General features: G+C 59.9%; 24 protein-coding genes. 12 read left to right on the top strand and 12 right to left on the bottom strand.

The annotated features are described in order from the left end of the window. The first annotated feature begins 78 nt into the window (after positions 1–78). The 3 genes from ctaD (at position 79) to AD662_RS00400 (ending at position 3260) form a co-directional block, all read left to right on the top strand. On the top strand, positions 79–1665 hold the full coding sequence (gene ctaD / locus AD662_RS00410; RefSeq protein WP_014335870.1) for a cytochrome c oxidase subunit I: 1587 nt from the start codon (positions 79–81) through the stop codon (positions 1663–1665). A 131-nt stretch (positions 1666–1796) separates the two neighbouring features. Next, positions 1797–2348, top strand: a complete 552-nt coding sequence (locus AD662_RS00405; RefSeq protein ID WP_014335869.1) for a cytochrome c oxidase assembly protein — start codon at positions 1797–1799, stop codon at positions 2346–2348. Positions 2349–2372: 24 nt separating this feature from the next. Next, a complete protein-coding gene (locus AD662_RS00400) occupies positions 2373–3260 on the top strand; it encodes a cytochrome c oxidase subunit 3 (RefSeq protein ID WP_024617701.1) in 888 nt (295 codons plus the stop codon). Positions 3261–3284: 24 nt separating this feature from the next. Here the strand turns inward: AD662_RS00400 and AD662_RS00395 are convergent, their stop codons facing one another. After that, positions 3285–3488 (bottom strand): twin transmembrane helix small protein, encoded by a 204-nt coding sequence (locus tag AD662_RS00395; RefSeq protein WP_053184856.1) that lies wholly within the window; start codon positions 3486–3488, stop codon positions 3285–3287. Positions 3489–3558: 70 nt separating this feature from the next. On the opposite strand from AD662_RS00395, the gene AD662_RS00390 reads away from it, so the two are divergent. From AD662_RS00390 to AD662_RS00370, 5 genes are read left to right on the top strand one after another with little or no spacing between them, the layout of a single operon-like run. Further along, a complete protein-coding gene (locus AD662_RS00390) occupies positions 3559–4296 on the top strand; it encodes an SURF1 family protein (protein WP_053184853.1) in 738 nt (245 codons plus the stop codon). Continuing rightward, on the top strand, positions 4262–4855 hold the full coding sequence (locus AD662_RS00385) for a hypothetical protein (protein WP_033062353.1): 594 nt from the start codon (positions 4262–4264) through the stop codon (positions 4853–4855). The genes AD662_RS00390 and AD662_RS00385 overlap by 35 nt, the downstream gene beginning before the upstream one ends. Positions 4856–4865: 10 nt before the next feature. After that, complete coding sequence (locus tag AD662_RS00380; RefSeq protein ID WP_053184850.1) at positions 4866–5945, top strand: COX15/CtaA family protein; 1080 nt, start codon at positions 4866–4868, stop codon at positions 5943–5945. After that, positions 5933–6832: a heme o synthase gene (gene cyoE / locus AD662_RS00375; protein ID WP_018600879.1), complete on the top strand. Its 900-nt coding sequence runs from the start codon at positions 5933–5935 to the stop codon at positions 6830–6832. Before AD662_RS00380 ends, cyoE begins: the two co-directional genes overlap by 13 nt. Continuing rightward, positions 6829–7464, top strand: a complete 636-nt coding sequence (locus AD662_RS00370; RefSeq protein WP_053184847.1) for an SCO family protein — start codon at positions 6829–6831, stop codon at positions 7462–7464. Before cyoE ends, AD662_RS00370 begins: the two co-directional genes overlap by 4 nt. Positions 7465–8254: 790 nt before the next feature. Here the strand turns inward: AD662_RS00370 and AD662_RS00365 are convergent. The 7 genes from AD662_RS00365 to AD662_RS00335 form a co-directional block, all read right to left on the bottom strand. Then, entirely contained in the window at positions 8255–8941 is a 687-nt protein-coding gene (locus tag AD662_RS00365) for an HAD hydrolase-like protein (RefSeq protein WP_053184843.1), read from the bottom strand. Positions 8942–9319: 378 nt separating this feature from the next. Further along, positions 9320–10483 (bottom strand): ATP-binding protein, encoded by a 1164-nt coding sequence (locus AD662_RS00360; RefSeq protein WP_053184840.1) that lies wholly within the window; start codon positions 10481–10483, stop codon positions 9320–9322. Positions 10484–10861: 378 nt separating this feature from the next. Then, a complete protein-coding gene (locus AD662_RS00355) occupies positions 10862–12850 on the bottom strand; it encodes a M10 family metallopeptidase C-terminal domain-containing protein (RefSeq protein ID WP_053184838.1) in 1989 nt (662 codons plus the stop codon). Positions 12851–13175: 325 nt separating this feature from the next. Further along, positions 13176–13988: an alpha/beta fold hydrolase gene (locus AD662_RS00350; protein ID WP_139213050.1), complete on the bottom strand. Its 813-nt coding sequence runs from the start codon at positions 13986–13988 to the stop codon at positions 13176–13178. A gap of 46 nt (positions 13989–14034) precedes the next feature. Next, on the bottom strand, positions 14035–14913 hold the full coding sequence (locus AD662_RS00345; protein ID WP_018600894.1) for an alpha/beta fold hydrolase: 879 nt from the start codon (positions 14911–14913) through the stop codon (positions 14035–14037). Between the two features lie 211 nt (positions 14914–15124). Next, a complete protein-coding gene (locus tag AD662_RS00340; protein ID WP_053184835.1) occupies positions 15125–16438 on the bottom strand; it encodes an ATP-binding protein in 1314 nt (437 codons plus the stop codon). After that, positions 16435–17175: a response regulator gene (locus AD662_RS00335; RefSeq protein WP_018600898.1), complete on the bottom strand. Its 741-nt coding sequence runs from the start codon at positions 17173–17175 to the stop codon at positions 16435–16437. Before AD662_RS00335 ends, AD662_RS00340 begins: the two co-directional genes overlap by 4 nt. Positions 17176–17460: 285 nt before the next feature. Between AD662_RS00335 and AD662_RS00330 the strand changes: the two genes are divergently transcribed. The 4 genes from AD662_RS00330 to AD662_RS27945 all read left to right on the top strand — a co-directional run bounded on the left by AD662_RS00330 (position 17461) and on the right by AD662_RS27945 (position 20942). After that, the gene (locus AD662_RS00330; RefSeq protein ID WP_053184831.1) at positions 17461–17727 is read left to right on the top strand and encodes a DUF2790 domain-containing protein; all 267 of its coding nucleotides are present in this window, start codon (positions 17461–17463) and stop codon (positions 17725–17727) included. Between the two features lie 676 nt (positions 17728–18403). Continuing rightward, a complete protein-coding gene (locus AD662_RS00325; RefSeq protein WP_053184871.1) occupies positions 18404–18766 on the top strand; it encodes a DUF6124 family protein in 363 nt (120 codons plus the stop codon). A 359-nt stretch (positions 18767–19125) separates the two neighbouring features. Beyond that, a complete protein-coding gene (locus tag AD662_RS00320; protein WP_053184827.1) occupies positions 19126–20370 on the top strand; it encodes an AAA family ATPase in 1245 nt (414 codons plus the stop codon). Next, positions 20367–20942, top strand: a complete 576-nt coding sequence (locus tag AD662_RS27945; protein ID WP_074849534.1) for an HNH endonuclease — start codon at positions 20367–20369, stop codon at positions 20940–20942. The genes AD662_RS00320 and AD662_RS27945 overlap by 4 nt, the downstream gene beginning before the upstream one ends. A 341-nt stretch (positions 20943–21283) precedes the next feature. Here AD662_RS27945 and AD662_RS00315 read toward each other — a convergent pair whose 3' ends face one another. The 4 genes from AD662_RS00315 to fmt form a co-directional block, all read right to left on the bottom strand. Next, a complete protein-coding gene (locus AD662_RS00315) occupies positions 21284–21595 on the bottom strand; it encodes a tetratricopeptide repeat protein (RefSeq protein WP_053184825.1) in 312 nt (103 codons plus the stop codon). Positions 21596–21736: 141 nt separating this feature from the next. Then, a complete protein-coding gene (trkA, locus tag AD662_RS00310) occupies positions 21737–23110 on the bottom strand; it encodes a Trk system potassium transporter TrkA (protein WP_014335854.1) in 1374 nt (457 codons plus the stop codon). Between the two features lie 24 nt (positions 23111–23134). Then, positions 23135–24445, bottom strand: coding sequence for a 16S rRNA (cytosine(967)-C(5))-methyltransferase RsmB (gene rsmB, locus AD662_RS00305; RefSeq protein ID WP_053184823.1), 1311 nt, complete (start codon positions 24443–24445; stop codon positions 23135–23137). Next, complete coding sequence (fmt, locus tag AD662_RS00300) at positions 24442–25401, bottom strand: methionyl-tRNA formyltransferase (RefSeq protein ID WP_053184820.1); 960 nt, start codon at positions 25399–25401, stop codon at positions 24442–24444. The genes rsmB and fmt overlap by 4 nt, the downstream gene beginning before the upstream one ends. Positions 25402–25419: the final 18 nt, after the last annotated feature.

Here is a 25419-nt window from a genome sequence, read left to right as displayed (position 1 = left end):
GCCTGACGATCGTTCTCGCAACCGTTCCGGGCTCACCGCCCCGGGCCGCCCAGCCCACTCGTTCGAAGGAGACAGGACATGAGTGCTGTGATCGATGACCACGGTCATGCCGACCACGCCCACGGCCCCGCCAAGGGCCTGATGCGCTGGGTACTGACCACCAACCACAAGGATATCGGCACGCTGTACCTGTGGTTCGCCTTCTCCATGTTCCTGTTGGGCGGCTCGTTCGCCATGGTGATCCGCGCCGAGCTGTTCCAGCCCGGCCTGCAGATCGTGCAGCCGGAATTCTTCAACCAGATGACCACCATGCATGGCCTGGTGATGGTCTTCGGCGCAGTCATGCCGGCGTTCGTCGGCCTGGCCAACTGGATGATCCCGCTGATGATCGGCGCGCCGGACATGGCCCTGCCGCGCATGAACAACTTCAGCTTCTGGCTGTTGCCGGCGGCGTTCCTGCTGCTGGTGTCGACGCTGTTCACCCCTGGAGGCGGGCCGAACTTCGGTTGGACCTTCTATGCGCCGCTGTCCACCACCTATGCACCGGAAAGCGTGACGTTCTTCATCTTTGCCATCCACCTGATGGGCATCAGTTCGATCATGGGCGCGATCAACGTGATCGCCACCATCCTCAACCTGCGCGCCCCCGGCATGACCCTGATGAAAATGCCACTGTTCGTCTGGACCTGGCTGATCACCGCGTTCCTGCTGATCGCAGTGATGCCGGTGCTGGCCGGCTGCGTGACGATGATGCTGATGGACATCCACTTCGGCACCAGCTTCTTCAGTGCCGCCGGCGGCGGTGACCCGGTGCTGTTCCAGCACGTGTTCTGGTTCTTCGGCCACCCCGAGGTGTACATCATGATCCTGCCGGCCTTCGGTGCCGTCAGCTCGATCATCCCGGCGTTCTCGCGCAAGCCGTTGTTTGGCTACACCTCGATGGTCTACGCCACGGCCGCCATTGCGTTCCTGTCGTTCATCGTCTGGGCGCACCACATGTTCGTGGTTGGCATTCCGCTGGTGGGCGAGCTGTTCTTCATGTACGCCACCCTGCTGATCGCCGTGCCCACCGGGGTGAAGGTGTTCAACTGGGCCAGCACCATGTGGCAAGGCTCGCTGACCTTCGAGACGCCGATGCTGTTTGCCGTGGCGTTCGTGATCCTGTTTTCCATCGGCGGTTTCTCCGGGCTGATGCTGGCCATCGCCCCGGCGGACTTCCAGTACCAGGACACTTACTTCGTGGTCGCGCACTTCCACTACGTGCTGGTGCCCGGCGCAATCTTCGGGATCTTCGCCTCGGCCTACTACTGGCTGCCGAAGTGGACCGGCCACATGTACGACGAAACCCTCGGCAAACTGCACTTCTGGCTGTCGTTCGTGGGGATGAACCTGGCGTTCTTCCCGATGCACTTCGTCGGCCTGGCGGGCATGCCCCGGCGGATTCCCGACTACAACCTGCAGTTCGCCGACTTCAACATGGTCTCGTCCATCGGCGCATTCATGTTCGGCACCACGCAGATCTTCTTCCTGTTCATCGTGATCAAGACCATCCGTGGCGGCGAGCCGGCACCGGCCAAGCCGTGGGATGGGGCCGAAGGGTTGGAGTGGAGCGTGCCGTCGCCGGCGCCGTATCACACCTTCACTACGCCGCCGGAAGTGAAATGAGATGAGCCATCGGGACTGTGTGGGAGCGGGCTTGCTCGCGAAGAACGATGACGCGGTGTTTCTGTTAGACCGCAGTGCCTGCTTCGCGAGCAAGCCCGCTCCCACAGAGTTATCTGTAGGGGTTCAAAATCATGGCTGATTCGATTTCGATGAAGAAACTGGTCACCCGCCTGCTGCTGGTGGTGGTGGCCATGTTCATCTTCGGGTTTGCCCTGGTGCCGATCTACGACGTGATGTGCAAGGCGTTCGGCATCAACGGCAAGACCGGCGGGCAGTACGAAGGCGAGCAGGTCGTCGATGAATCACGGCAGGTGCGCGTGCAGTTCCTGTCGACCAATTCGGTGGACATGGTCTGGGACTTCTACCCCAAGGGCGATGAGCTGGTGGTCAAGCCGGGGGCGGTCAACGAGATGGTGTTCGTCGCCCACAACCCCACCGACCGGCCGATGAGCGCCCAGGCGGTGCCGAGTATCTCGCCGAGCAACGCGGCGGCGTATTTCCACAAGACCGAATGTTTTTGTTTTACCCAGCAAGTGCTGCAACCCGGCGAACGCATCGAAATGCCCATGCGCTTCATCGTCGACCGGGACATGCCCAAGGAAGTGAAGCACCTGACGCTGTCCTACACGCTGTTCGACATCACCGCTCGTCATCCACCGGTGGCTCTAAACACTGACCGATAGCGTGCCCGATAAGGAGAACAATAAATGGCAACTCACGAACACTATTACGTTCCGGCCCAGAGCAAATGGCCGATCATCGCCACGGTCGGGATGTTCGTCACGGTGTATGGCCTGGCGACCTGGTTCAACGACCTGAAGGCGGCGCGCCCGGATTCCCACGGCCCGCTGATCTTTTTCGTCGGCGGCCTGCTGGTGGCCTACATGCTGTTCGGCTGGTTCGGCGCGGTGATCAAGGAAAGCCGCGCCGGGCTGTACAGCGCCCAGCTCGACCGCTCGTTCCGCTGGGGCATGAGCTGGTTCATCTTCTCCGAAGTGATGTTCTTCATCGCCTTCTTCGGTGCCCTGTTCTACGTGCGCACGATCTCGGCGCCGGGGTTGGGCGGTGAAGGAAGCAAGGGCTTGTCGGAGATGCTCTGGCCGAACTTCGAATACGTCTGGCCGTTGCTGAACAACCCCGATCCCAAGCTATTCCCACCGCCCAAGGATGTGATCAGCCCTTGGGGCTTGCCGCTGCTCAACACCATCCTGCTGGTCAGTTCCAGCGTCACCGTGACCATCGCCCACCATGCCCTGAAAAAAGGCCATCGTGGCGCGCTGAAAATCTGGCTGGCGATCACCGTGCTGCTGGGATGCGCCTTCCTCGGCTTCCAGGCCGAGGAATACATCCACGCCTATAAAGAGCTGGGCCTGACGTTGGGCTCGGGGATCTATGGGGCAACCTTCTTCATGCTCACCGGGTTCCACGGCGCCCACGTCACCATGGGCACGATCATCCTGTTCGTGATGCTGATGCGCATCATGCGCGGGCATTTCGACAACGAGCATCAGTTCGGCTTCGAGGCGGCGAGCTGGTACTGGCACTTCGTCGATGTGGTGTGGATCGGCTTGTTCATCTTCGTCTACATCCTCTGACGCGACCGTTATCAGGGCGGCTCTTTACCAAGGAGCATGCGACACCAACTGGCCGCTGAAGAAACCCCAGGCAATCAAGCCGACGGTGGCGGCGGCCAGGCTGACTCGGATCGCCAGGGCGATGACCAGGCGATTGGAACTGCTGTCGTCCTTGACCAGAAAAAACAGGCCGCTGAACAGGCTGGCAATCGTGGCAATCAGCATCAGGACGATGGCTGTTTTGAGCATTAGGGACACTCCGGGGGGACGCGATGCACGTGAGTATAGCTATCCCGTTCGACGGCTTTCGGACGGCGCCATGAAAGGCTTCCGGCCAGGCATCGTGCCGTCATTGGTGGTGGCCGTGCTGGTGCCGGTGATGGTGTGCCTGGGGTTCTGGCAATTGAGCCGGGGCGAACAGAAGCGCGTGCTCATGGACACTTACGCCGAGCGCCGCGTGGCACCGCCGATGGACAGCGCCGAGTTGGCGCACACCAGCGATCCGGCGTTTCGCCCGGTCACGCTGCAGGGCCAGTTCGACGCCGAGCACAGCATCCTGCTGGATAACCGCCAACACGACGGCAAGGTCGGCGTCGAGTTGCTGCAACCGTTCCTCGACCACCGCACCGGGCTGTGGCTGCTGGTCAATCGCGGTTGGTTGCCCTGGCCGGACCGGCGCACTCCGCCGGCCTTCAACACGCCGGAGCAACCGGTGAGCCTCCAGGCCTGGGTCTACGTCGCACCCGGCGCCACCTTCCAGCTCCACGCCGACCCGGCCGGCGCGCCGTGGCCGCGACTGGTCACCACCATTGAGCCGGACAAGCTCTGGGCTGATCTCGGCCGCAACGGCTTCGCCTATCAATTGCGCCAACAAAGCGGCCCCGGCGCTTACCGGACCGATTGGCCGGTGGTCGCCATGGGCCCGGAAAAACACCTCGGCTATGCCGTGCAGTGGTTCGCCATGGCGGCGGCACTGTTCGGCCTGTTCCTTTATCTCGGATGGCACAACGCAGGGAGACACCATGGGAAGCACCATGAATCCAACCAACACGTCTGAGGCCCCCGTGGCGCCCAACCGGCGCAAGGGCCGCGTGCAATTGCTGCTGATCGTGCTCGGCGTGATCGGCCCGATGATCCTCGCCACCGGCATGTACAAATTCCAGTTCTGGGTGCCCGACAGCCGCAGCTACCACGGCGAACTGATCGGCACCGGCCAGACCCGCGCCGAGATTGGCGTGCAGGCCGATGAGCAGCGCTGGCAGATCCTGGTCACCGCACCGCAGGAATGCTCAGTGGATTGCCGACAACTGGTGTACCTGGCCCGGCAAGTGCAGATCGGCCTCGGCCGCGAAGCCGGCCGCGCCAGTCATGCCCTGGCGATCGCACAACCGCTCGATGCCGAGTACGACGCCCAACTGCAGCGTGAATACCCGCAACTGCAACGCTACCCACTGGACCTGCCGGCCTATCAGAAAGGCGCCCAAGGCTCCGGCGGCGCCCAGCTGTGGATCATCGATCCCCACAGCAACCTGGTGCTGCGCTACGACGCCCGGGTCAAGGGCAAGGACCTGCTCAACGACCTGCGCCACCTGCTGAAACTGTCGAACATCGGATGAGGGCATCGACATGGCCAAACCTGGATTTCGCCTCGCGCTGTTTGCCACGCTGCTGGCACTGATCGTCGTCCTGCTGGGCGCCTACACCCGGCTAACCCACGCCGGCCTCGGCTGCCCGGACTGGCCCGGCTGCTACGGGTTCATCAGCGTGCCCAAGAGCGAAGCCCAACTGGCCCATGCCGAACTGCACTTTCCCGACACCCCGGTGGAAGCCCACAAAGGCTGGAACGAGATGGTCCATCGCTACTTTGCCGGGGCCCTGGGGCTGATGATTACCGTGCTGGCCGCCCGGGCCTGGATGAACCGCCGTCACCCCGGCCTGCCGTTGAAACTGCCGCTGTTCCTGCTGGCCGTGGTGTTCGCCCAGGCGGCGTTCGGCATGTGGACCGTCACCCTCAAGCTGTGGCCGCAGGTGGTCACCGGGCATTTGCTCGGCGGCTTCGCGACGTTGAGCCTGCTGTTCCTGCTGACGCTGAGATTGTCTGGCGTATTACCCGCGCTGACCGTGCCCAAGCGCCTGCAACACTGGGCCACGGCCGGGCTGCTGCTGGTGATCGGCCAGATCGCCCTCGGCGGCTGGGTCAGTTCCAATTACGCGGCGGTGGCCTGTATCGATTTCCCCACCTGCCACGGCCAATGGCTGCCACCGGCCGATTTCGCCAACGGCTTCCACCTGACCCAGCACATCGGCCCCAACTACCTGGGCGGGCAACTGGACAGCGACGCCCGCACCGCCATCCACCTGACCCACCGCATCGGCGCCTTGCTGGTGACCGTGGTGCTGCTGGGCCTGGCCTGGCAATTGAAGAGCGTCGGCATGACCCGCTTGGCCAGCCTGGTGCTGGCCGCACTGGCGGCGCAGATCACCCTGGGCATCAGCAACGTGCTGTTCCATCTGCCGTTGCCGGTGGCCGTCGCCCATAACGCCGGGGGCGCGGCACTGTTGCTGACCCTGGTGCTGGTCAACTATCACGCCCGTACCAGCCTGGTCCGGGTCAAGCATCAAGTCCCGCTGCGCTGGCGGTTCAACCCGCCTAAACACCGCGCCAGCCCCATAACAATAAAAGGAGAGATGCCATGGCAACCTTGACCGGTGAACGCCACAGCCAAGCGATCTGGCGCGATTACCTGGAGCTGACCAAGCCCAAAGTGGTGGTGCTGATGCTGATCACCTCGCTGGTCGGCATGTTCCTCGCCACCCGTGCCGGCGTGCCGTGGACGGTGCTGGTGTTTGGCAACCTGGGCATCGCCCTGTGTGCCGGCGGCGCGGCGGCGGTCAACCATGTGGTGGACCGGCGCATCGACGCGGTGATGGCCCGCACCCACAAACGGCCATTGGCCGAGGGCCGAGTCTCGCCGGCCGCCGCCCTGACCTTCGCCCTGGCCCTGGCCGTGGCCGGCCAGGCCATGCTGCTGGCGTTCACCAACCCGCTGACGGCCTGGCTGACCCTGGCCTCGTTGCTCGGCTATGCGGTGGTGTATACCGGTTTCCTCAAACGGGCGACGCCGCAGAACATCGTCATCGGCGGCCTGGCTGGCGCGGCACCACCGCTGCTGGGCTGGGTCGCGGCCACCGGTCATGTCAGCGCTGAACCGCTGTTGCTGGTGCTGATCATCTTCGCCTGGACCCCACCACACTTCTGGGCCCTGGCGATTCACCGCAAGGAGGAATACGCCAAGGCCGACATCCCGATGCTGCCGGTGACCCACGGCGAGCACTACACCAAGATCCATATCCTGCTGTACACCCTGGTGCTGCTGGCGGTGAGCCTGATGCCGTTCGTGATCCAGATGAGCGGGATGCTGTACCTGATTTGTGCCCTGGTACTGGGTGCCAGGTTCCTGCAATGGGCCGTGGTGTTGTACCGTGGCAGTCGGCCGCACGCGGCGATCAACACCTTCAAGTACTCTATCTGGTACTTGTTCCTGCTGTTCATCGCCCTGCTTGTAGATCACTACTTACTGTTGAGCCTATGACTCGAACCCAGAAAACCGTCTTCATCCTCGCGGCCGTGATCGCAGTGATCCTCGGCCTGACCATCAACAAGGTGCTGTCCGGCAAAGGCCAGGGCGACCCGACCGCGCTGATCGACGCCGGCATCATCCTGCTGCCCCAGAGCCGCAACCTGCCGGACGTGAAAATGACCGACCAGGACGGCCAGCCCGTGGCGATGGACGGGTTGAAAGACAAATGGAGCCTGCTGTTCTTCGGCTACACCTTCTGCCCGGACATCTGCCCGACCACCCTCGCCCAACTGCGCCAGATCAAAAGCGAACTGCCGCCCGAGGCTGTGGATAAGTTGCAGATCGTACTGGTCAGCGTCGACCCGAACCGCGACACGCCCAAGCAACTCAAGCAGTACCTGGGTTACTTCGACCCGCAGTTCATAGGCCTGACCGCTTCATCGGTGGAAGACCTGCAGAAACTGGCGAATGCAGTGAGCATCCCGTTCATCCCGGCGGACACCAGCAAACCCAACTACACCGTCGACCACAGCGGCAACCTCGCCGTGATTGGCCCGGACGGTACCCAGCGTGGATTCATCCGGGCGCCGCTGAATAATCAAAAGCTGGTGGCGCAGTTGCCGGAGATGCTCAAGCGTAAATAACGGGCGCAACCTTTGTAGCGGGGGACTCGCTCCACCTGTAGGAGCTGTGTAGGAGCTGTCGAGTGAAACGAGGCTGCGATCTTTTGATTTTGATCTTTCACTCATGACTCAATTGTCTGGGGCAAGATCGCAGCCTCGTTTCACTCGACAGCTCCTACCAACTCCTACCAATCTAGTTGTTTCAGAAACACCGCCATTTCCGCTAGATAGCTATCGCGAGCAAGCTCGATCCCACAGCGGACGGTGATGAACACAACATCTGCAACACCCCCAACCCCCTGTGGGAGCGAGCCTGCTCGCGATGACGCCAGCCCAGACCCCCCCGTGGCGAGGGAGCTTGCTCCCGCTCGGCTGCGCAGCAGCCGCAAAACCGGGCAATGCAGTTCGCCTGGAAAAATGCAGGGGCCTGCTGCGCAGGCCAGCGGGAGCAAGCTCCCTCGCCACAGGGGTTAGTGTCGAGCCGAATATCCAGCCCAACGCCACCCACTGTGGGAGCGGGCTTGCTCGCGAAAGCGGCGGGTCAGCTTGCATCAATATTGAATGTGCCACCCTCTTCGCGAGCAAGCTCGCTCCCACACCGGACGGTGGTGAACACAACATCTGCAACACCCCCGATCCCCTGTGGGAGCGAGCCTGCTCGCGATGACACCAGCCCAGACACCCCCGTGGCGAGGGAGCTTGCTCCCGCTCGGCTGCGCAGCAGCCGCAAAACCGGACAATGCAGTTTGCCTGGAAAAATGCAGGGGCCTGCTACGCAGACCAGCGGGAGCAAGCTCCCTCGCCACAGGGGTTAGTGTCGAGCCGAATATCCAGCTGCCGGCAGCAGACCGTCAACTATGGAGGGTAACGCCCAGGGTGTATCGGCCAAGGCCAGGGCCCCACTGTTTTTCAACTCGTCGACGGCACCATAGCCCCACAGTGCGCCCACCGGGATTACTGCATTTCGCTGCGCTGCCTGCATGTCATCACGTTTATCGCCAATCATGAACACGCTGGATGGCGGCTTCGCAAGGGATGCCAGCAGCGTCTTTACCAGATCAGCCTTGTCATCCAGTTTACCGTCAGGCGAAGTACCGCAGATCGACTGGAAAGCATCGAACAATCCGTTGTAGGTAAGCATTTTTTCAGCAAACTCTTGTCGTTTCGAAGTCGCAATAAAGAGCGAGTAATTACGGTCCGAAAAATAACGGAGCGCATTGCTTATGCCTGCGTACGGAAGGCTTTTGTAGAGCCCATGCTCCCTGTAGTGGGAGCGGTACAAGTGGACGCACTCGTCGACTCGATCGTCTGCAAAAGGCGCCAGGAGTTTTGCGACGATTTGGTTCATCGGGGGGCCAAATAGCTTCTGCGTCTCAGCGCCGGGAATAAAATCATGGCCCAGTTGACGGATGGCATACGTCAAACTCTCAAGGATTCCGGGAGCCGAATCGAGGACAGTACCGTCCATATCGAAAATTATGACGTTGGAATCGGTCACGTGTTGGACCTCCTGGTAGCGAAGGAGCTTCCTCCAAGGGTCTGACGCCTGATAGTGGTTTCAAGCACACTGGCGACTGCTCCATCGTTGAAGTAACCGTTTAAAAAGTACCATGGCCGTTGGCACAACGCCGTGTCCGAAAAGGGGATTTATTTCCAGCAAATAAATCCCCTTTTCACTGGTATCTGCAACACCCCCGATCTCCTGTGGGAGCGAGCCTGCTCGCGATGACGCCAGCCCAGACACCCTCGTGGCGAGGGAGCTTGCTCCCGCTCGGCTGCGCGGCAGCCGCAAAACCGGACAAATCCCCCACGTTAACCACAACACCGTCAAGCGGTGTGGCGAGGAGATATTCCCCTCGCCACACACTGCAGGACTTCATTCCTGGCGACGCATGAATTCCGCGAAAAGAGGAACTGTAAAATTCAGATATCCGTGATCTGTGCTGTAGATCATTCCCTTGGAAATGATGTTGGCCCGAGTCGGACCAAGCGATGATTGAGGACGCCCCATGACCTTGGCAACATCAGCGATGGCATAGGGGCCATCGCCGAGGGTGGACATGGCTTTTACAAACTGAACCTCCGAAGGTGTAAGCCGATCGATACGAACCCTGAAGAAGCCCGCATCGAGAGAGGCCAATGTCTCCGAATAAGAATGCTCGACATCGTCAACAGTAATTTCAGGCCCCTCGGCGTTGTTCCATGCCGTGGATGCCCACTCTTGAAGAAAGAACGGATAGCCCTGCGTCCGATCAACAATGCTGTCCAGCGCTGCAGTGTCGATAGAAGCCTCCTCCTCCAAGATCGGCTTTTGAACGGCTTGAGTCGCAGACGGTTGATCAAGCGCCCCCACCTCCGGATAAAGGAAAAGCCGCTCGGCGTATGACTTCGCCTCACCCGCCAGCCGGGCAACTTGCGGAAGACCTGCACCGACCAGCAGCACCGGAAGCCCTTCTTGCGACATGTGATGGATAGAGACAATCAGTGCCGATAGATCTGCTTCGGTGAGGTATTGGACTTCATCAATGAGAAGAATCCAGCCTTTGCCGGCGGCCTGTGCCGCTTCACCTATTACAGTAAAAAGATCTGGAAGATCGTATTGAAGATTTCCGCTGTCCGCGAGTCCAGGCTCAGGCTCAACACCAATCTCAATACCGCCAATATCAATCTTGAAGATTGATGCAAAGCTGCGAAGTCCTTTTAGCCCGCGATTAGCAATTTGCTTGGCGGACTCAACGCCGGAAAGCGCGCGCATGACCTTTCGCATTTCAGGATAAAGAAGACGTGCAAGGCTTTCACGCTCTGGCGCCTCTACTTTGGAGACGAGAAGACCTTCCTCCTTCGCAATTCTTCCTATCTCATTCAACAGGACCGTCTTACCCGTGCCTCTTAAGCCAAGGAGCATGATGGAACGAGCACTTCGTCCATTGACGGCTCGGCCACAGGCAATTCTTGCCGCCTCGAGAATTGAGTCGCGCCCCGCCAATTCAGGGGGCCTGCTGCCCGCTCCGGGCGCAAACGGATTACGGTAGGGATCCATGTCGACCTCAAAAAAATATCAAAATCTACTGAAAGATAGCTAAAGCTAGCTGAATCTATTAGCTTTTGCTATACGTTGATAGTATTCAATATGAGTCGGAATTTTTCCTAATGTTAGATCCGCCCCTTTCCACTGGAAAGGAGGTTTGGCTCATATGGATAAGAGATCGACAGGGCCGTGCGAAGCTAGCGGTGGGTGCGTTTGCAGACCAAGCGGCATTCGGCTTTTTTGAGATCGTTCCCACGCTCTGCGTGGGAATGCCTCCACGGACGCTCTGCGTTCGGCTCTTGGGGGACGCAGAGCGTCCCTAGCTGCATTCCCACGCGGAGCGTGGGAACGATCAAATGGCTAAGAGCAAGAAATAACCAGGTCTGCGTTTTACACCCAGACGTCGTTAACCACTCCAATCAATTGAATAGCCTCCTCTTCCAAAGGCTCGGCGAAGACGATGTTCAAGTTACCGTAACCGGAATGGTCCCCCACCAAGCTCAACTCGAATCGAGCCCCGGAGGCGTCGGCTTCGTAGCTCTTCAAGTAAGTCAGGTCCTTGGCTTCATTGAAAATCACGTCCAACGTGCCGTTGTAACCATTTCCCAGCCGGGTAAAGCCCAAGGCGGACAAATCGATAGCGTCTTCACCCAAGGTATAGTCAATCAGGCGATCAGTGTGGTTTTCGGTGGCGGTACGGTAGCTGTCGCTCAGTCCGTCGAAGCGGAACACATCGTTGTTGCCGCCACCCACCAATAGGTCCCGGCCCTCTGCGCCAACCAATACATCATTGCCTAGCGCGCCATAAAGACGATCATCGCCCGCCAACCCTTCGATAATTTCACCGCGCGCGTTGCCTTGTAAACGATCGGCCCCTTCGGTGCCCGTCAACCTGGCTTGCTGAAACAGGAGGTTGGTTTCATTCAGCGCTTGGCCCAAGTTACCGTCGAAGACCACTTCGAAGCGTTCCCCATCGGCGTTGGCCTCGAAGCTTTTGAGGTAGGTCCGCGTCCCGCTTTCATTGACGCGTATCGCCAACGTGCCGTCATGTCCATTGCCCAGCCCGAGGAAGCCCAGGGAGGCGAGGTCGAGCGTATCGGTGCTAGGGTCGAAGTCAGTGATTCGGTCGCTATGGGCCGCGGTGGCGGTTCGATAACTGTCTGTGACTGACTGGTAACGGAAGGTATCGGCCCCGGCACCGCCCGTCAGCAGGTCACGACCTTGCTGGCCATCGAGCAGATCGTTACCGGCCCCGCCAAGGATCGCATCGTCGAACGAGGCGGTACCGAGCAAGTAGTCAGCATCGCCGCCACCGTCGAGGTGGTAATAGCCGTCGTCGGGATTGCCAAAGCTGTGGTCCAGGCGACCGTCGGGGTTCAACTGAACCAAGGCGGCCAGATAGCCGTCCGCGCGCGTACCCAGGCTTGCACCAATCAATAGCTTGCCGTCCGCCAGCACGATCATGTCGGCGACTGCGAAAGGCGCGTTTTCCGAGCCCCAACTGACCCGACCCTGATCGCCGAAATCGGTGTCGAGCGAGCCGTCGACATTGAGTCGGATGACGCTCGCCACACCGCCCGAGGCGCCCGCCAGGAGGATTTTGCCGTCATCCTGGATGACGAGGGCGTCTGCGTGAACATCCAGGGCCAGGCTGCCGCCGTTCGCAAAGCTGCTATCCAGCGTACCGTCCGGGTTGAGGCGGGTCAGGGTATCTTGCCCGGTGACCAATACCTTCCCGTCTTCCTGCAGCGAAACGTCGAGCGTGCCGCTGGGATGAATGCCGACGGACGCGGGCAGGTGCAGGACCCCAGCTTCTCCAAAAGACGAGACCAAGGTCCCCGTTGCGTCGAAGCGGGCGATATAGATCTCCCCGGACGGATACCCAGCGCTTGCGAAGAAGCTGCCGTCGCGTTGCACGGAGAACGACGCTTGCTGGCCTAGATCTTCATTCCAATAGAAAGGCACTGTCACGGTGCCGCCGTTCCCGAAACTCGTATCGAGGCTGCCGTCGGCCAAGTTACGACTGATGCCCGACACCCAGACGTTGTCTACGTTCACGTAGCGCGTCACCAGGTAGCCCCCTTCCGGCTGCACGGCGGCATTACCGCCGTCCTCGATATCGAGCGACACAGGGAGCAGGGATTTACCGTCGCCACTGAAGTTGCGGTCCAGGCTACCGTTGGCATTGAACCGGACCAGGCTGCCGGTGAAGCTTGAATCCTCTTCGCCTCCTCGTCCCAGGCGACTATAAGCGCCAAGCCAGATCGCACCGTCCGGATCGACCGCGATACCTGCGATTTTGTCTGAGCCCCATAAGGTCGTGGCGACCATGCCTGTGTTCCGCGCAGCTGAAGCGGCGGGCGAAATGCTCTGGCTCATGTCCATGCCTCCAATAGATTTGGCGCCAAAAACTATAGGCACGGCTCAATCAGGTTGCCACTTTGCGAGACGAAGGGCGGTTCAAAGCCCGGCCTCCTGCGCCTAATGCCAGTCAGTTAAGCAGCAAACCTGTGGGAGCAAAGCTTGCTCGCGATTGGGGCAGGTCTGTCGATATCGGGTTTGGCTGGTCTACCGCTATCGCGAGCAAGCTTTGCTCCCACGGATTTTGTCCCAACGAAAAAACCCGGCCTTCTGCGCCGGGTTTTTGGTTCTTCTCGAAGACAAACAGATAAGGCTTTCGGGTCAGTCGCCCCGCTTTACCAGATCAGCCCTTGGAACTGCCTTGCGCCGCTTCAACGATCAGCTCCGCAACTTTCCCCGGGTTAGACGTCATCACCACATGGGAAGCGCCTTGAACGGTGACAGTCTTTTTCGAGCCAGCGCGTTCGGCCATGAACTTCAGGGCCGCCTCGGGGATGTTCTTGTCCGCCGAGCCGTAGATGAACCAGGACGGCAGTTTTTTCCAGGCCGGTTCGCCAGACGCTTCCTTCAAGGCCGCCTCGCTGATGGGGCGTTGCGTGGCAGCCATCAGCGCGGAATCAGCCGCTGCAACGTCGGCGGCAAATTGTTGGCCGAATTTGTCCTGCTGGATGTAGAGGTCCTTATTGCCGTCGTCCAGCTGCACCGGAGCCGCCAAGGTCGGCCCAAGGGTGCCGCCAGGGTAGCGACCGGACAGCTCGATGGCGGTTTCGCCTTTGTCCGGCGCGAAGGCTGCGACGTAGACCAGCCCCTTGACCTTAGGGTTGTCGTGCACGGCGTTAGTGATCACGGCTCCGCCATAGGAGTGACCGACCAGGATCACCGGGCCCGCGGTGTGCTCGACGATATCGGCGACATAATCGGCGTCCTGCTTCACGCCGCGCAGCGGGTTGGCCGCGGCAACGACCGGGTAACCCTGGCTCAGCAACTGGGCGGCAACGCCATTCCAACTGGACGATTCGGCGAATGCGCCATGGACCAGCACGATGGTCGGCTTGGTGGCGGCGGGTTGCGCGGCGGTTGCGCTATCAAGGGTGGTCAGTGCCAACGCAGCGGTGATGGTGACGGCCAAGAGCGATTTGATAGTGAGCATGATCATTCCTTTTCATTCATTTGGATGGGTAACGCTGCCGGGTGCGATGGGCTTACTTGCCCAGGAAATCCAACAGATCCTGATTGAGGCGGTCCTTGTGGGTGTCGGTCAGGCCGTGCGGCGCGCCCGGATAGACGATCAACTCGGCGTTCTGCACCAGCTCGGCGGCGGCATGGGCGGAAGCGTCAATCGGGACGATCTGGTCGTCATCGCCATGCACGATCAGTGTCGGCACATCGAACGCAGCCAAGTCGGCGCGGAAGTCCGTCGCCGAGAACGCCGCGATGCAGTCATAGGTGTTTTTGTGGCCCGCTTGCATGCCCTGCACCCAGAACGAATCGATCAGCCCCTGGGAGACATTCGCCCCGTCGCGGTTGAAGCCAAAGAACGGGCCGGACGCGATGTCGCGATACAGCTGCGAGCGGTTGTCCAGCGAGGCCTTGCGCAGGCCGTCGAACACCTCGATCGGCAGGCCGCCTGGGTAGTCTTCGGTCTGGAGCATCATCGGCGGGACGGCGCTGATCAGTGCGGCCTTCTTCACCCGATCGGTGCCGTGGCGGCCGATGTAGCGGGTGATTTCGCCACCACCGGTTGAGAAACCCACCAGCGTGACATCGTTAAGATCCAGGGTGTTGATCACAGTGGCCAGGTCATCGGCATAGTGATCCATGTCGTTACCTTCCCACGGCTGGCTGGAACGGCCATGGCCGCGGCGGTCGTGGGCGATCACCCGATAGCCTTGGTCCGCCAGGAACAGCATCTGTGATTCCCAGCTATCGGAATTCAGCGGCCAGCCATGGCTGAAGGTGACAACTGGCCCATCTTTCGGACCCCAGTCCTTGTAATACAGCTGTACGCCGTCCTGGGTGGTGATATAGCTGCCGGCCTGAGCTGGGTTGGCTGCTTGAGCGCGGGAGGACTGGGTATTCATGGCAAGATCTCCTTAGGTCAGGACTCGCCATGCGGGGAATCCGATGGCGAGTTGATGGGGAGCATTCTTGCAAGGGCATGTATACCGGAGATGTTCGACACCCGGCGGTTATGCGTTGTTTTGAGTCTGTAGATGCGCTGGATACAGTGGCTTACAAATACACCCGAATGAGTCGGAAAAAAGGCTGCACTTGACGTGCAGCCCGCGCGGCCTACTGATCGACGCCGAAGTCGAGGGTCACGCAAAGCCCGCCGCCGTCACGGTTGCGCAGGCTCAGTGAACCACCAATCGCGACGGTCAACTGCTGGGCGATGGCAAGGCCCAGGCCGGTGCCGCCAGAGCTGCGATTGCGTGAGCTTTCCACCCGATAGAACGGCTTGACCACCTCTGCCAGGATCTCCTCAGGAATGCCCGGCCCTCGGTCAAGCACGCTGATGGAAACGCCAGTGCTTGCATCACCGCGGATTTCCACCTCGGCGGTGCCGGCGTACTTCAGCGCGTTATCCACCAGATTTACCAGAACACGCCGCAGCGCATGGGGCCTTGTCTCGATGATCGCGCCGTTCTGGCCGCGCAGAACGACCTCCCGACCGGTGTCCTGGTAGTCACATACCAGGCTGTCGAGAAAAGAATCCAGACTGATGCGGCAACTGGTCTCCGTCGCACCATGGACACTGCGCGCATAAGCGACACCCTCGCGCACCAGGTGCTCGATTTCGTTGAGGTCGTTGCCCAGTTTGTCTTTCTCGACCGAGTCGTCCATGAACTCGGCGCGCAGCTTCATGCGCGTGATGGGCGTCTGCAAGTCATGGGAAATGGCCGCCAACAACTGCATGCGCTCTTTCAGGTAAGCGGCGATACGCGCCTGCATGCTGTTGAAGGCGCGGGCGGCGTAGGCCACTTCCCGTGGACCGGTTTCATCCAACGGCACGGGATGGGCGTTCGGGTCGAGGTTCTCGACCGCCTCGGCCAAACGGCTGAGCGGGCGTATCGCGATCCGCACGGCAAGCCAGGTGCAGCCGATCATCAACAGCAACTGACCGAACAGGACAAAGGGCAACCAGGGCGACAACGGCCTGACCGAGGGACGCACATCGATGGTCACCGGGCTGCCGTCCGCCAGTCGCACCTGGGCTTGGAAATGCTGGCGAGGGCCCGGAATCTCGACAATGGTCAGGTCATAGTTGCGGCCCAGCGAGACTTGAAGGGATTGCGCCGCTGTCGCCGCGAGATCGTTGGAGGTGAGCGGGATGCCAGCATCATGTTCGCGCAGCAAATAATCATAGTTGCGACGCTGCAGGCGCTTGGTCCATTCCAGGCGCTCGGCGGCAGGCAGACGGTCGAGGATGGCGATGGAGGTCGCCGTGTCGTGCTCGAAATTGCCCAACATGGCCGTCTTGGTGCTTTCGTAGCGTTCGTAGTATTGGGCTGCGAACGTCAGGGCCTGGGCGAGTATCAGACCGACCAGGAACACCAGCCACAGCCGCGAGGCCAGCGTGCGCGGCCATTGCAACGCGAGTTTCATGCCTGCTCCTCAAGCATTTCGACCGCAAAGGTAAAGACGTAGCCTTCATTGCGCACCGTCTTTAAATAGAGAGGCTCGCGCGCGTCATCCAGCAAGCGCTGGCGCACGCGGCTGACCAGCAAATCAATGGAACGGTCGAAGATGTCCGCGTCACGGCCCTGGGTCAGGTTGAGCAACTGATCGCGGCTCAGTACCCGCTGAGGATGATCGAGAAATACCCGCAGCAGCCTGTACTCGGCGCCGCTCAGCGAGACCAGCGTGTCGTCTTCATCGAGCAGGTGGCGGGCGGTGGTGTCGAGGCGCCACCGGCCGAACTTGAGCATCCGCCCGCTTTCGCTGACGACAAAGTTGGGCGGCAACATGCGGGTGCGCCGAAGCACCGCGTTGATGCGCGCAAGCAGCTCCCGGGCCGCGAAGGGTTTGGCCAGGTAATCGTCGGCACCCATTTCCAGGCCAATGATGCGGTCGGTCTCGTCGCTGCGAGCCGTCAGCATCAGCACCGGTGTCGCCTTATGCTTTCCGGCGCGCAGTTCGCGGCACAGCAGCAGCCCGTCATCCCCCGGCATCATGATGTCGAGCACGATCAGGTCCACCTGATTGGCTTCGAGAAAGGCCCGCATCTGCCGACCATCGGCGACCACGGTGGTGCGCAGACCATTCTTCACCAGGTAGTTGCCGACCAGCTCCCTGATCTCCCGATCATCATCCACGATCAATACGTGATCGACATGTTCCATGCCCTGCTCTCCGAAATGCGCGCATCTGTTGCGCAGTGTGACGATGCCCGGTTGCCAGTTGGCAGCGCACCGTCGTTCAGCTTATCCAGCCCGAGATCAAGCCCGAGCCAAGCAAAAACAGTGGCGATTGTATCGATCTGTATCGCAATTCACCTCAGATACGTACGCATCCAATCACGGCGTTTTTCGACACAGCCGAGATACCTCACGGGCTTTTAATGAGCGCCATCGAGACAACAAGCATCGCCTCGACGACGCCATCGAACTCATTGAAGGGAAACGAACATGAACCTGAAAACCATCGCTACCGCTTGCCTGATCACTGCCCTGAGCGCCGGCGCATTACCCGCCATGGCCCAGGACAAAGCCGCCAGCGAAACCTACGTCTACGGCACCCACCTGGACATCGACAAAGTGATCTCGCTGACTGAAGACAGTGGCCAGACCTGCGGGTTGGTGAATGCGCAAATCACCTACCTCGATTCAATGGGTGAACAGAAAGCCCTGACGTACCTCAAGCACGCGGCCAACTGCAACAATCAAGGGGGCTGAGGGGTGGCTCAGGGGTGGCGGTCCAGTTTTTTCAGACCGCCCTCATTTTCGCAGATAGCTATCGCAAGCGAGCTAGCTCACATTCTGATCAGGAGGTGAGTTCGATTTCCCTGGCTACCGCAAATCCCCTGTGGGAGCGGGCTTGCTCGCGAATACGGTGGATCAGCTTGCATCAATGTTGAATGTTCCGACGCCTTCGCGAGCAAGCCCGCTCCCACACTTTTTCGGTGGTGTTCATAAATACTGTGTGCCACACAAAACCCTGTGGGAGCGAGCCTGCTCGCGATGAAATCACCCCAGTTCCAGCGCAGAACACCCCACCCGCATCACCAAAAAACCTCTCTCCTACAGCCCTCACCTACACCCCACTATCAAGCTACGCATCCTTGCGCCTTTGCCTACAACTAAGCCAGAATCCGCCCGCTTGTGCGCCTTGTCCCGGGGTTTTATTGTCTTCCTGCCACTGCCCATCAGTGGTCGGGTTTAGTAGCCCGGTTCACATCTCGGTTGTACAAGCTCTATCAGTCAGGTATCTGCCTGTTCTTGATGGTGGCTGTGTGCATGGCGCCCTCGGGCGCGCCGGGTTTGGTGTGATCACCGGTCTACTAACTTGCGCACAGCCGCCACCCTTCCGTTTAGTAGCGAAATGGTGCGGCCTACTATGAGGGTCACACCGATGTTCAAAATAACTCCGAATCCGCCAGAAGCAGATTCCAGCTCTACCTCCGCAAAATCCAAAGCCAAGCAGCAAGACGAAACCACCAAACGGGTGCTCGATCACTACCTGCTACCGAAACCGGATAAATCCAAAGACGACCCCAAACCAGGGCAGCTATACGCCGTCGTGAAAGGTCTCGATAACGAATGTTTGCTTGCCAACCTCACTGAGACGTTGGCTTCGGCGGATGCAATGGTGAGTGACTTGGCGTTTGATCTGGAGGGATCGAGGCGTCATGTGGCGCAGGGGATTCAGCAGTTGATTGAGCTGAGTTCGTTGTTGGCGAATCGGGTGTTGGATAATGTGGAGCCGCGGCAGTAGGTAAAGGTTTGCCAATGGAAAAACCCGGTGTTCTGCGCCGGGTTTCTTTTTGCCTGCGCCCTCCGAGAGTGACCGAAAGCGGCCAGTAGCAGACAGTCGGATAACCGATCATTTGGGTCGATTCTTCGCCCTCTCACTGTACCGCTTGGGCCGGCCAGCACCAGTAGGAGTCGACCGTCGATTTGTCAACATAAGCGGGTGGGCTATTCAGGACGGCTGAATGGAAACCACTTTTGAGGAGCGAAACAATAAAGAAGCGGAGATAAAGCGTTTGCCCAGATTTTGGTTTAGGATCAACGCCACCTGAATGCCCCCGTCTAGACGAAAATAATTCGATCAGCCAGCGAGGAAGAAAAGACATGGATTTCGCAAGATTAGTATTGACCGATTGGCAGCAGTTCGCTGAAGTGGACATTAGCTTTCATCCTCGTGCAACTATTATTACCGGCGCAAATGGCTGCGGCAAAACAACCATCCTCTCACTTTTGGCAAAGCAACTAGGGTGGTCACAAATATCTCTCGCCACACCTAAAACAGATTTGATAACTAAAGGTTTGAAGTATTTCTCCCTATTTCGCAACTTTGGGAAAGGGGCTAACACCGACAGAGAAATTGGAAGAATCACCTACACGAACAACTCAGTTGCGAGATTGTTAGTGCCGGAGGCTGGCGGCCCTCAATATAATATTGAGATTCACGACCAGCAGCCTGCTCGTTTTTTCTACATTCCGTCTCACCGTCAGACCTTCTCCTACCGACGTGTTCACCAGATCGGCACTTTTCGCAAGGAGCGTGAGGCGGCATTTCAAGAAATTCAGAGTAATCAACTGCAAAGGCACGCGGGCGGCGCACCCGATCCTTCCAGTTATGTTATGAAAACTACTTTGTTAGGGTGGATGGTCAACGGTTACGGGGTGCGTAGCGCTACAAAAATAATCATGCCTTCGGATCCGCAACAAATTAAAAATTTTGAAGGTTTCCGTGACGTACTAAGACTTATACTTCCACAAACCTTGGGTTTTGAAGATCTTGAAGTTAGAGACTACGAAATTGTGTTTTGCTGCAATGGAGGGGCTGATGAGTTTCTATTAGAGACTGCTTCCGGGGGGATATCCGCACTTATTGATATCGCTTGGCAGATTTACATGTTCGACACAGACAAGAAAGAGCCATTCGCGGTAGTGATTGACGAAGTCGAGAATCACCTTCACCCCAGTATGCAGAGAACGCTTTTACCAAGCCTCCTAAGAGCTTTTCCACACGCGAAATTTATTGTCAGCACCCATAGCCCCTTAATCGTTACTTCTGTAGAAGATTCATATGTCTACGCACTTAGATATAATCAGTCAAAAAAAATAAACTCGTTTCTACTTAATTTCAATACAGAGGTTAAGAACGCTGTCGATGTACTCGACGAAGTACTTGGTGTTTCCACTACTTTGCCGGCATGGGCTGTAGGGAAGCTCGCCGCAATTCTGCAAAAACATACGGATTCTGACCCTACTATCGAATCTCTGGCGGAGCTGCGTTCGGAGTTGGATGCCGCTGGTCTCGGGCGCTTGTTTCCTCAAGCGATAGGGGAAATTGCAGAGGCCAGGAAATGAGACGTTTAAATCGGCCGCAATGCCCGAACCCTGTAGCGCTTCGAACGAACTATAAACATCCTGAAAACAAAGAAGCTTTGCAAAACGCATCACACGGTAAGTGCATGTATTGTGAAAGCCAAGTGTCTCATGTGTATTTTGGGGATGTGGAGCATATACGTCCTAAGGCTCAAGGTAAGTTTCCGCAGTTAAAGTTTGAGTGGAGCAACTTAGGATATTGTTGTGCGCGTTGTAATAACTCAAAAAATGATGAATTTGATGACGCTTGTCCGCTAGTGGACCCCTATTCTGAGGATCCTAACGAACATCTTCTGGCATTTGGACCTCTGTTGCGTCATAAGGCTGGAAGTGAAAGAGGGGCTCTAACAATTATCACCGTCGATCTTAATCGGCCTGAACTCATTGAGAGGCGTGGCATTCGGATAAATGAGCTACAAAATGCTATAGACGCGTGTTACCGCACCGCCAGTGATACCGTGCGCCAAGTACTTCTCGCAGCATTGGATCAAGAAGGTAGTGGCAGTAAAGAATTTTCCATGTTCGCTGCTACTCTAATTGCTGCAAACCGATAAAATGCCAAAAAGTTAAACTGGAAGCTTACCAACCACTCTGATTGAAGGGGGGACATCTTGCCCCCCGATCTTCGCTATGGTGTTTGGTAGTTAGTCATGGAATGTTTCTAAACGATCGTGTAGGACCGCTTTTGGCCGATAGCAGACATCTATTAGCGAGAAGTCTCTGTCCGCGCTGGCTATTTGGGGCTGCTGCGCAGCCCAGCGGGGATGAATCCCCTCGCCACAGGGGTTTTGTGTGTTGGCTGGTTGGCGGGCTGGTATTGAGAACGTGGTGGGCTTTTTTGTGAGTGCTGCGCACTCAAGCGGGAGCAAGCTCCCTCGCCACAGGTGCGTGGCATTCAGGGGTGGCGATCCAGTTTTTTGAGGAATACGGTCATTTCTTTTTCGGCTTGTTTGTCGCCGTGGGCTCGGGCGGCTTCCAGGCCTTGTTGCCAGGCTTGGCGGGCTGCCGGTAGGTTGCCTTGGCCTTGGTGGGCCTTGCCTAGGAGTTTCCAGGCGGCTGAGTATTTGGGGTCGAATTCGACGCAGCGTTGGAGGTGTTCGGCGGCGCGGGGGAATTCGCCTAGGTCTAGGTAGCCTTTGCCGAGGCCGAAGCGCAGGAGGGCGTTGTCCACGCCCTTGGCGAGCATTTTTTCCAGGGAGTCGAGCATTTTAAAAACTCCTCATGACTAAGATCGTTCCCACGCTCTGCGTGGGAATGCAGCCCGGGACGCTCTGCGTCCCCTCAAGAGCCGAACGCAGAGCGTCCGTAGAGGCATTCCCACGCAGAGCGTGGGAACGATCCGTGGTGGTCAGAAGAAACTCAACCCCACATGGAACAGCTTCTCGACGTCGCGAATGTGCTTCTTGTCCACCAGGAACAGGATCACATGGTCGCCGGTCTGGATCACGGTGTCGTCGTGGGCGATCAGCACTTGTTCGTCGCGGATGATCGCGCCGATGGTGGTGCCCGGTGGCAGGCCGATGTCGCGGATGGCTTTGCCGATCACTTTGCTGGACTTGGCATCGCCGTGGGCAATGGCTTCGATGGCTTCGGCCGCGCCGCGGCGCAGGGAGTGGACGCTGACGATGTCGCCGCGGCGCACGTGGGCCAGCAAGGTGCCGATGGTTGCCAGTTGCGGGCTGATGGCGATGTCGATGTCGCCGCCCTGGATCAGGTCGACGTAAGCCGGGTTGTTGATGATGGTCATGACCTTCTTCGCCCCCAGGCGCTTGGCCAGTAGCGACGACATGATGTTGGCTTCGTCGTCGTTGGTCAGGGCCAGGAAGATGTCGGCGTCGGCGATGTTTTCTTCCAGCAGCAGGTCGCGGTCCGAAGCACTGCCCTGCAGCACCACGGTGCTGTCGAGGGTGTCGGAGAGGTAGCGGCAGCGCGCCGGGTTCATCTCGATGATCTTGACCTGGTAGCGACTTTCGATGGCTTCGGCCAGGCGCTCGCCGATCTGCCCGCCGCCAGCGATGACGATGCGCTTGTAGTTCTCGTCCAGGCGGCGCATTTCGCTCATGACCGCGCGAATGTTCGCTTTGGCGGCGATGAAAAACACTTCGTCGTCGGCTTCGATCACCGTGTCGCCCTGGGGCAGGATCGGCCGGTCACGGCGGAAAATCGCTGCAACGCGGGTATCCACATTCGGCATGTGCTCGCGCAACTGGCGCAGTTGCTGGCCCACCAGCGGCCCACCGTAGTAGGCCTTGACCGCCACCAGTTGTGCCTTGCCTTCGGCAAAGTCGATCACCTGCAAGGCGCCGGGGTGCTCGATCAGGCGCTTGATGTAGTTGGTCACCACCTGCTCAGGGCTGATCAGCACGTCCACCGGGATCGCTTCGTTGTCGAACAGGTCGGCGCGGGTCAGGTAGGACGCTTCGCGCACCCGGGCGATCTTGGTCGGGGTGTGGAACAACGTGTGGGCGACCTGGCAGGCGACCATGTTGGTTTCGTCGCTGTTGGTCACGGCCACCAGCATGTCGGCGTCGTCGGCGCCGGCCTGGCGCAGCACCGTCGGCAACGAGCCGCGGCCTTGCACAGTGCGGATGTCGAGGCGGTCGCCCAAGTCGCGCAGGCGCTCACCGTCGGTGTCGACCACGGTGATGTCGTTGGCCTCGCTGGCCAGGTGTTCCGCCAGCGAACCGCCGACTTGTCCTGCGCCGAGGATGATGATTTTCATCCAGTCACTCCTATCGAATCGGTCTTAACCGCGTGCGGCGGCGATCTTGATCAGCTTGGCGTAGTAGAACCCGTCATGACCGCCTTCCTGGGCCAGTAACTGGCGGCCATGGGGCTGCTTCAGGCCGGCCTGGCTGGCAATGTCCAGCTCCCGTGCGCCTGGGGTGCGGGCGAGGAAGGCGTCGATCACGTCGGTGTTCTCGGTCGGCAAGGTCGAGCAGGTGGCGTAGAGCAGCATGCCGCCCACGTCCAGGGTTGGCCACAGGGCATCGAGCAGTTCGCCCTGCAACACGGCCAGCGCGGCAATGTCGTCCGGCTGGCGGGTGAGCTTGATGTCCGGATGGCGGCGGATCACGCCGGTGGCCGAGCATGGGGCGTCGAGGAGGATGCGCTGGAACGGCTTGCCGTCCCACCAGGTCGCGGTGTCGCGGCCGTCGGCGGCGATCAGCTCAGCCTCCAGGCCCAGACGCTCGAGGTTTTCCTTCACGCGCACCAGGCGCTTGGCTTCCAGGTCCACCGCCACCACACCGGCCAGCTTCGGCTCGACCTCGAGGATGTGACAGGTCTTGCCGCCCGGCGCGCAGCAGGCGTCCAGCACCCGTTGGCCGGGCGCCAGTTCCAGCAGGTCGGCGGCCAGTTGGGCGGCTTCGTCCTGGACGCTGATCCAGCCCTCGGCAAAGCCCGGCAAGGCACGCACATCGCCCGGGGTTTCCAGGACGATGCCGTCGCGGCTGTACGGGCACGGGATGGCCGGGATGCCCGCCTCGCCCAGCAACGCCAGGTAGGCGTCGCGGGTATGGTGGCGGCGGTTGACCCGCAGGATCATCGGCGGGTGGGCATTGTTGGCGGCGCAGATGGCTTCCCATTGCTCGGGCCAGAACGCCTTCAGAGATTTCTGCAACCAGCGCGGGTGCGCCGTGCGGACTACCGGGTCGTGCTCCAGCTCGGCCAGTAGGGTTTCGCTTTCCCGCTGGGCGCGGCGCAACACGGCATTGATCAGGGCCTTGGCCCAAGGCTTCTTCAGCTTGTCGGCGCAGCCCACGGTTTCGCCGATGGCGGCGTGGGCCGGGACGCGGGTGTAGAGCAGTTGATAGAGCCCCACCAGCAGCAGCGCCTCGACGTCGGCATCGGCGGCCTTGAACGGCTTCTGCAGCAGCTTGGCCGCTAGGGCCGACAGCCGCGGCTGCCAGCGGGCGGTGCCGAACGCCAGGTCTTGGGTGAAGCCGCGATCACGGTCTTCGACCTTGTCCAGTTGGGTCGGCAGGGAGCTGTTGAGGGAGGCTTTGCCGCTGAGGACGGCGGCAAGTGCCTTGGCGGCGGCCAGACGCGGGTTCATGAGGCGTCCGTCGCTTGGCCGAGGACGGTGCCGACGGCGAATTTCTCACGGCGGCTGTTGAACAGGTCGCTGAAATTCAGTGCCTTGCCGCCGGGCAGTTGCAGGCGCGTCAGGCACAGCGCCTGTTCACCGCAGGCCACGACCAGGCCATCCTTGCTGGCGCTGAGGATTTCACCGGGTGCGCCCTTCCCTTCGGCGTAACTGGCCGCCAGCACTTTCAGGGCTTCGCCGTTCAAGGTGCTGTGGCAGATCGGCCAAGGGTTGAAGGCGCGCACCAGGCGCTCCAGCTTAACGGCTGGGCGGCTCCAGTCGATGCGGGCTTCGTCCTTGTTCAGTTTGTGCGCGTAGGTGGCGAGGCTGTCGTCCTGCACCTCGCCCTCCAGCGTGCCTGCGGCCAGGCCGGCAATCGCCTGGATCACTGCTGGTGGGCCGATCAGCGCGAGGCGGTCGTGCAGGCTGCCACCGGTGTCGTCGGCGCTGATGGGGGTGCTGACCTTGAGCAGCATCGGCCCGGTGTCCAGGCCGGCTTCCATGCGCATCACGGTCACGCCGCTCTCGGCATCGCCCGCTTCCACGGCGCGCTGGATCGGCGCGGCACCGCGCCAGCGCGGCAGCAGCGAAGCGTGGCTGTTGATGCAACCCAGACGCGGGATGTCCAGCACCACTTGCGGCAGGATCAGGCCGTAGGCGACCACCACCATCAAGTCCGGCTTGAGCGCCGCCAGTTCGGCCTGGGCTTGCGCGTCGCGCAGGGTCGGCGGCTGCAACACCTCGATACCGTGCTCCAGGGCCAGTTGCTTGACCGGGCTGGGCATCAGTTTTTGCCCGCGACCGGCCGGCCGGTCCGGCTGGGTGTAGACCGCGACGATTTCATGGGGGCTGGCCAGCAGGGCCTTGAGGTGTTCGGCGGCAAATTCGGGAGTGCCGGCAAAGACGATGCGCAGTGGCTCAGTCATGGGTAGCTCTCAATTACA

This window comes from Pseudomonas kilonensis, assembly GCF_001269885.1.
Classification (GTDB): domain Bacteria; phylum Pseudomonadota; class Gammaproteobacteria; order Pseudomonadales; family Pseudomonadaceae; genus Aquipseudomonas; species Aquipseudomonas kilonensis.
This window is presented reverse-complemented; position numbering and strand designations above follow the sequence as displayed.

Excerpts from the sequence above, each read along its gene's own strand:
- ctaD (WP_014335870.1), top strand. The coding sequence starts at position 79 with ATGAGTGCTGTGATCGATGACCACGGTCATGCCGACCACGCCCACGGC.
- AD662_RS00405 (WP_014335869.1), top strand. The coding sequence starts at position 1,797 with ATGGCTGATTCGATTTCGATGAAGAAACTGGTCACCCGCCTGCTGCTG.
- AD662_RS00400 (WP_024617701.1), top strand. The coding sequence starts at position 2,373 with ATGGCAACTCACGAACACTATTACGTTCCGGCCCAGAGCAAATGGCCG.
- AD662_RS00395 (WP_053184856.1), bottom strand. The coding sequence starts at position 3,488 with ATGCTCAAAACAGCCATCGTCCTGATGCTGATTGCCACGATTGCCAGC.
- AD662_RS00390 (WP_053184853.1), top strand. The coding sequence starts at position 3,559 with ATGAAAGGCTTCCGGCCAGGCATCGTGCCGTCATTGGTGGTGGCCGTG.
- AD662_RS00385 (WP_033062353.1), top strand. The coding sequence starts at position 4,262 with ATGGGAAGCACCATGAATCCAACCAACACGTCTGAGGCCCCCGTGGCG.
- AD662_RS00380 (WP_053184850.1), top strand. The coding sequence starts at position 4,866 with ATGGCCAAACCTGGATTTCGCCTCGCGCTGTTTGCCACGCTGCTGGCA.
- cyoE (WP_018600879.1), top strand. The coding sequence starts at position 5,933 with ATGGCAACCTTGACCGGTGAACGCCACAGCCAAGCGATCTGGCGCGAT.
- AD662_RS00370 (WP_053184847.1), top strand. The coding sequence starts at position 6,829 with ATGACTCGAACCCAGAAAACCGTCTTCATCCTCGCGGCCGTGATCGCA.
- AD662_RS00360 (WP_053184840.1), bottom strand. The coding sequence starts at position 10,483 with ATGGATCCCTACCGTAATCCGTTTGCGCCCGGAGCGGGCAGCAGGCCC.
- AD662_RS00355 (WP_053184838.1), bottom strand. The coding sequence starts at position 12,850 with ATGAGCCAGAGCATTTCGCCCGCCGCTTCAGCTGCGCGGAACACAGGC.
- AD662_RS00350 (WP_139213050.1), bottom strand. The coding sequence starts at position 13,988 with ATGATCATGCTCACTATCAAATCGCTCTTGGCCGTCACCATCACCGCT.
- AD662_RS00345 (WP_018600894.1), bottom strand. The coding sequence starts at position 14,913 with ATGAATACCCAGTCCTCCCGCGCTCAAGCAGCCAACCCAGCTCAGGCC.
- AD662_RS00340 (WP_053184835.1), bottom strand. The coding sequence starts at position 16,438 with ATGAAACTCGCGTTGCAATGGCCGCGCACGCTGGCCTCGCGGCTGTGG.
- AD662_RS00335 (WP_018600898.1), bottom strand. The coding sequence starts at position 17,175 with ATGGAACATGTCGATCACGTATTGATCGTGGATGATGATCGGGAGATC.
- AD662_RS00330 (WP_053184831.1), top strand. The coding sequence starts at position 17,461 with ATGAACCTGAAAACCATCGCTACCGCTTGCCTGATCACTGCCCTGAGC.
- AD662_RS00325 (WP_053184871.1), top strand. The coding sequence starts at position 18,404 with ATGTTCAAAATAACTCCGAATCCGCCAGAAGCAGATTCCAGCTCTACC.
- AD662_RS00320 (WP_053184827.1), top strand. The coding sequence starts at position 19,126 with ATGGATTTCGCAAGATTAGTATTGACCGATTGGCAGCAGTTCGCTGAA.
- AD662_RS27945 (WP_074849534.1), top strand. The coding sequence starts at position 20,367 with ATGAGACGTTTAAATCGGCCGCAATGCCCGAACCCTGTAGCGCTTCGA.
- AD662_RS00315 (WP_053184825.1), bottom strand. The coding sequence starts at position 21,595 with ATGCTCGACTCCCTGGAAAAAATGCTCGCCAAGGGCGTGGACAACGCC.
- trkA (WP_014335854.1), bottom strand. The coding sequence starts at position 23,110 with ATGAAAATCATCATCCTCGGCGCAGGACAAGTCGGCGGTTCGCTGGCG.
- rsmB (WP_053184823.1), bottom strand. The coding sequence starts at position 24,445 with ATGAACCCGCGTCTGGCCGCCGCCAAGGCACTTGCCGCCGTCCTCAGC.
- fmt (WP_053184820.1), bottom strand. The coding sequence starts at position 25,401 with ATGACTGAGCCACTGCGCATCGTCTTTGCCGGCACTCCCGAATTTGCC.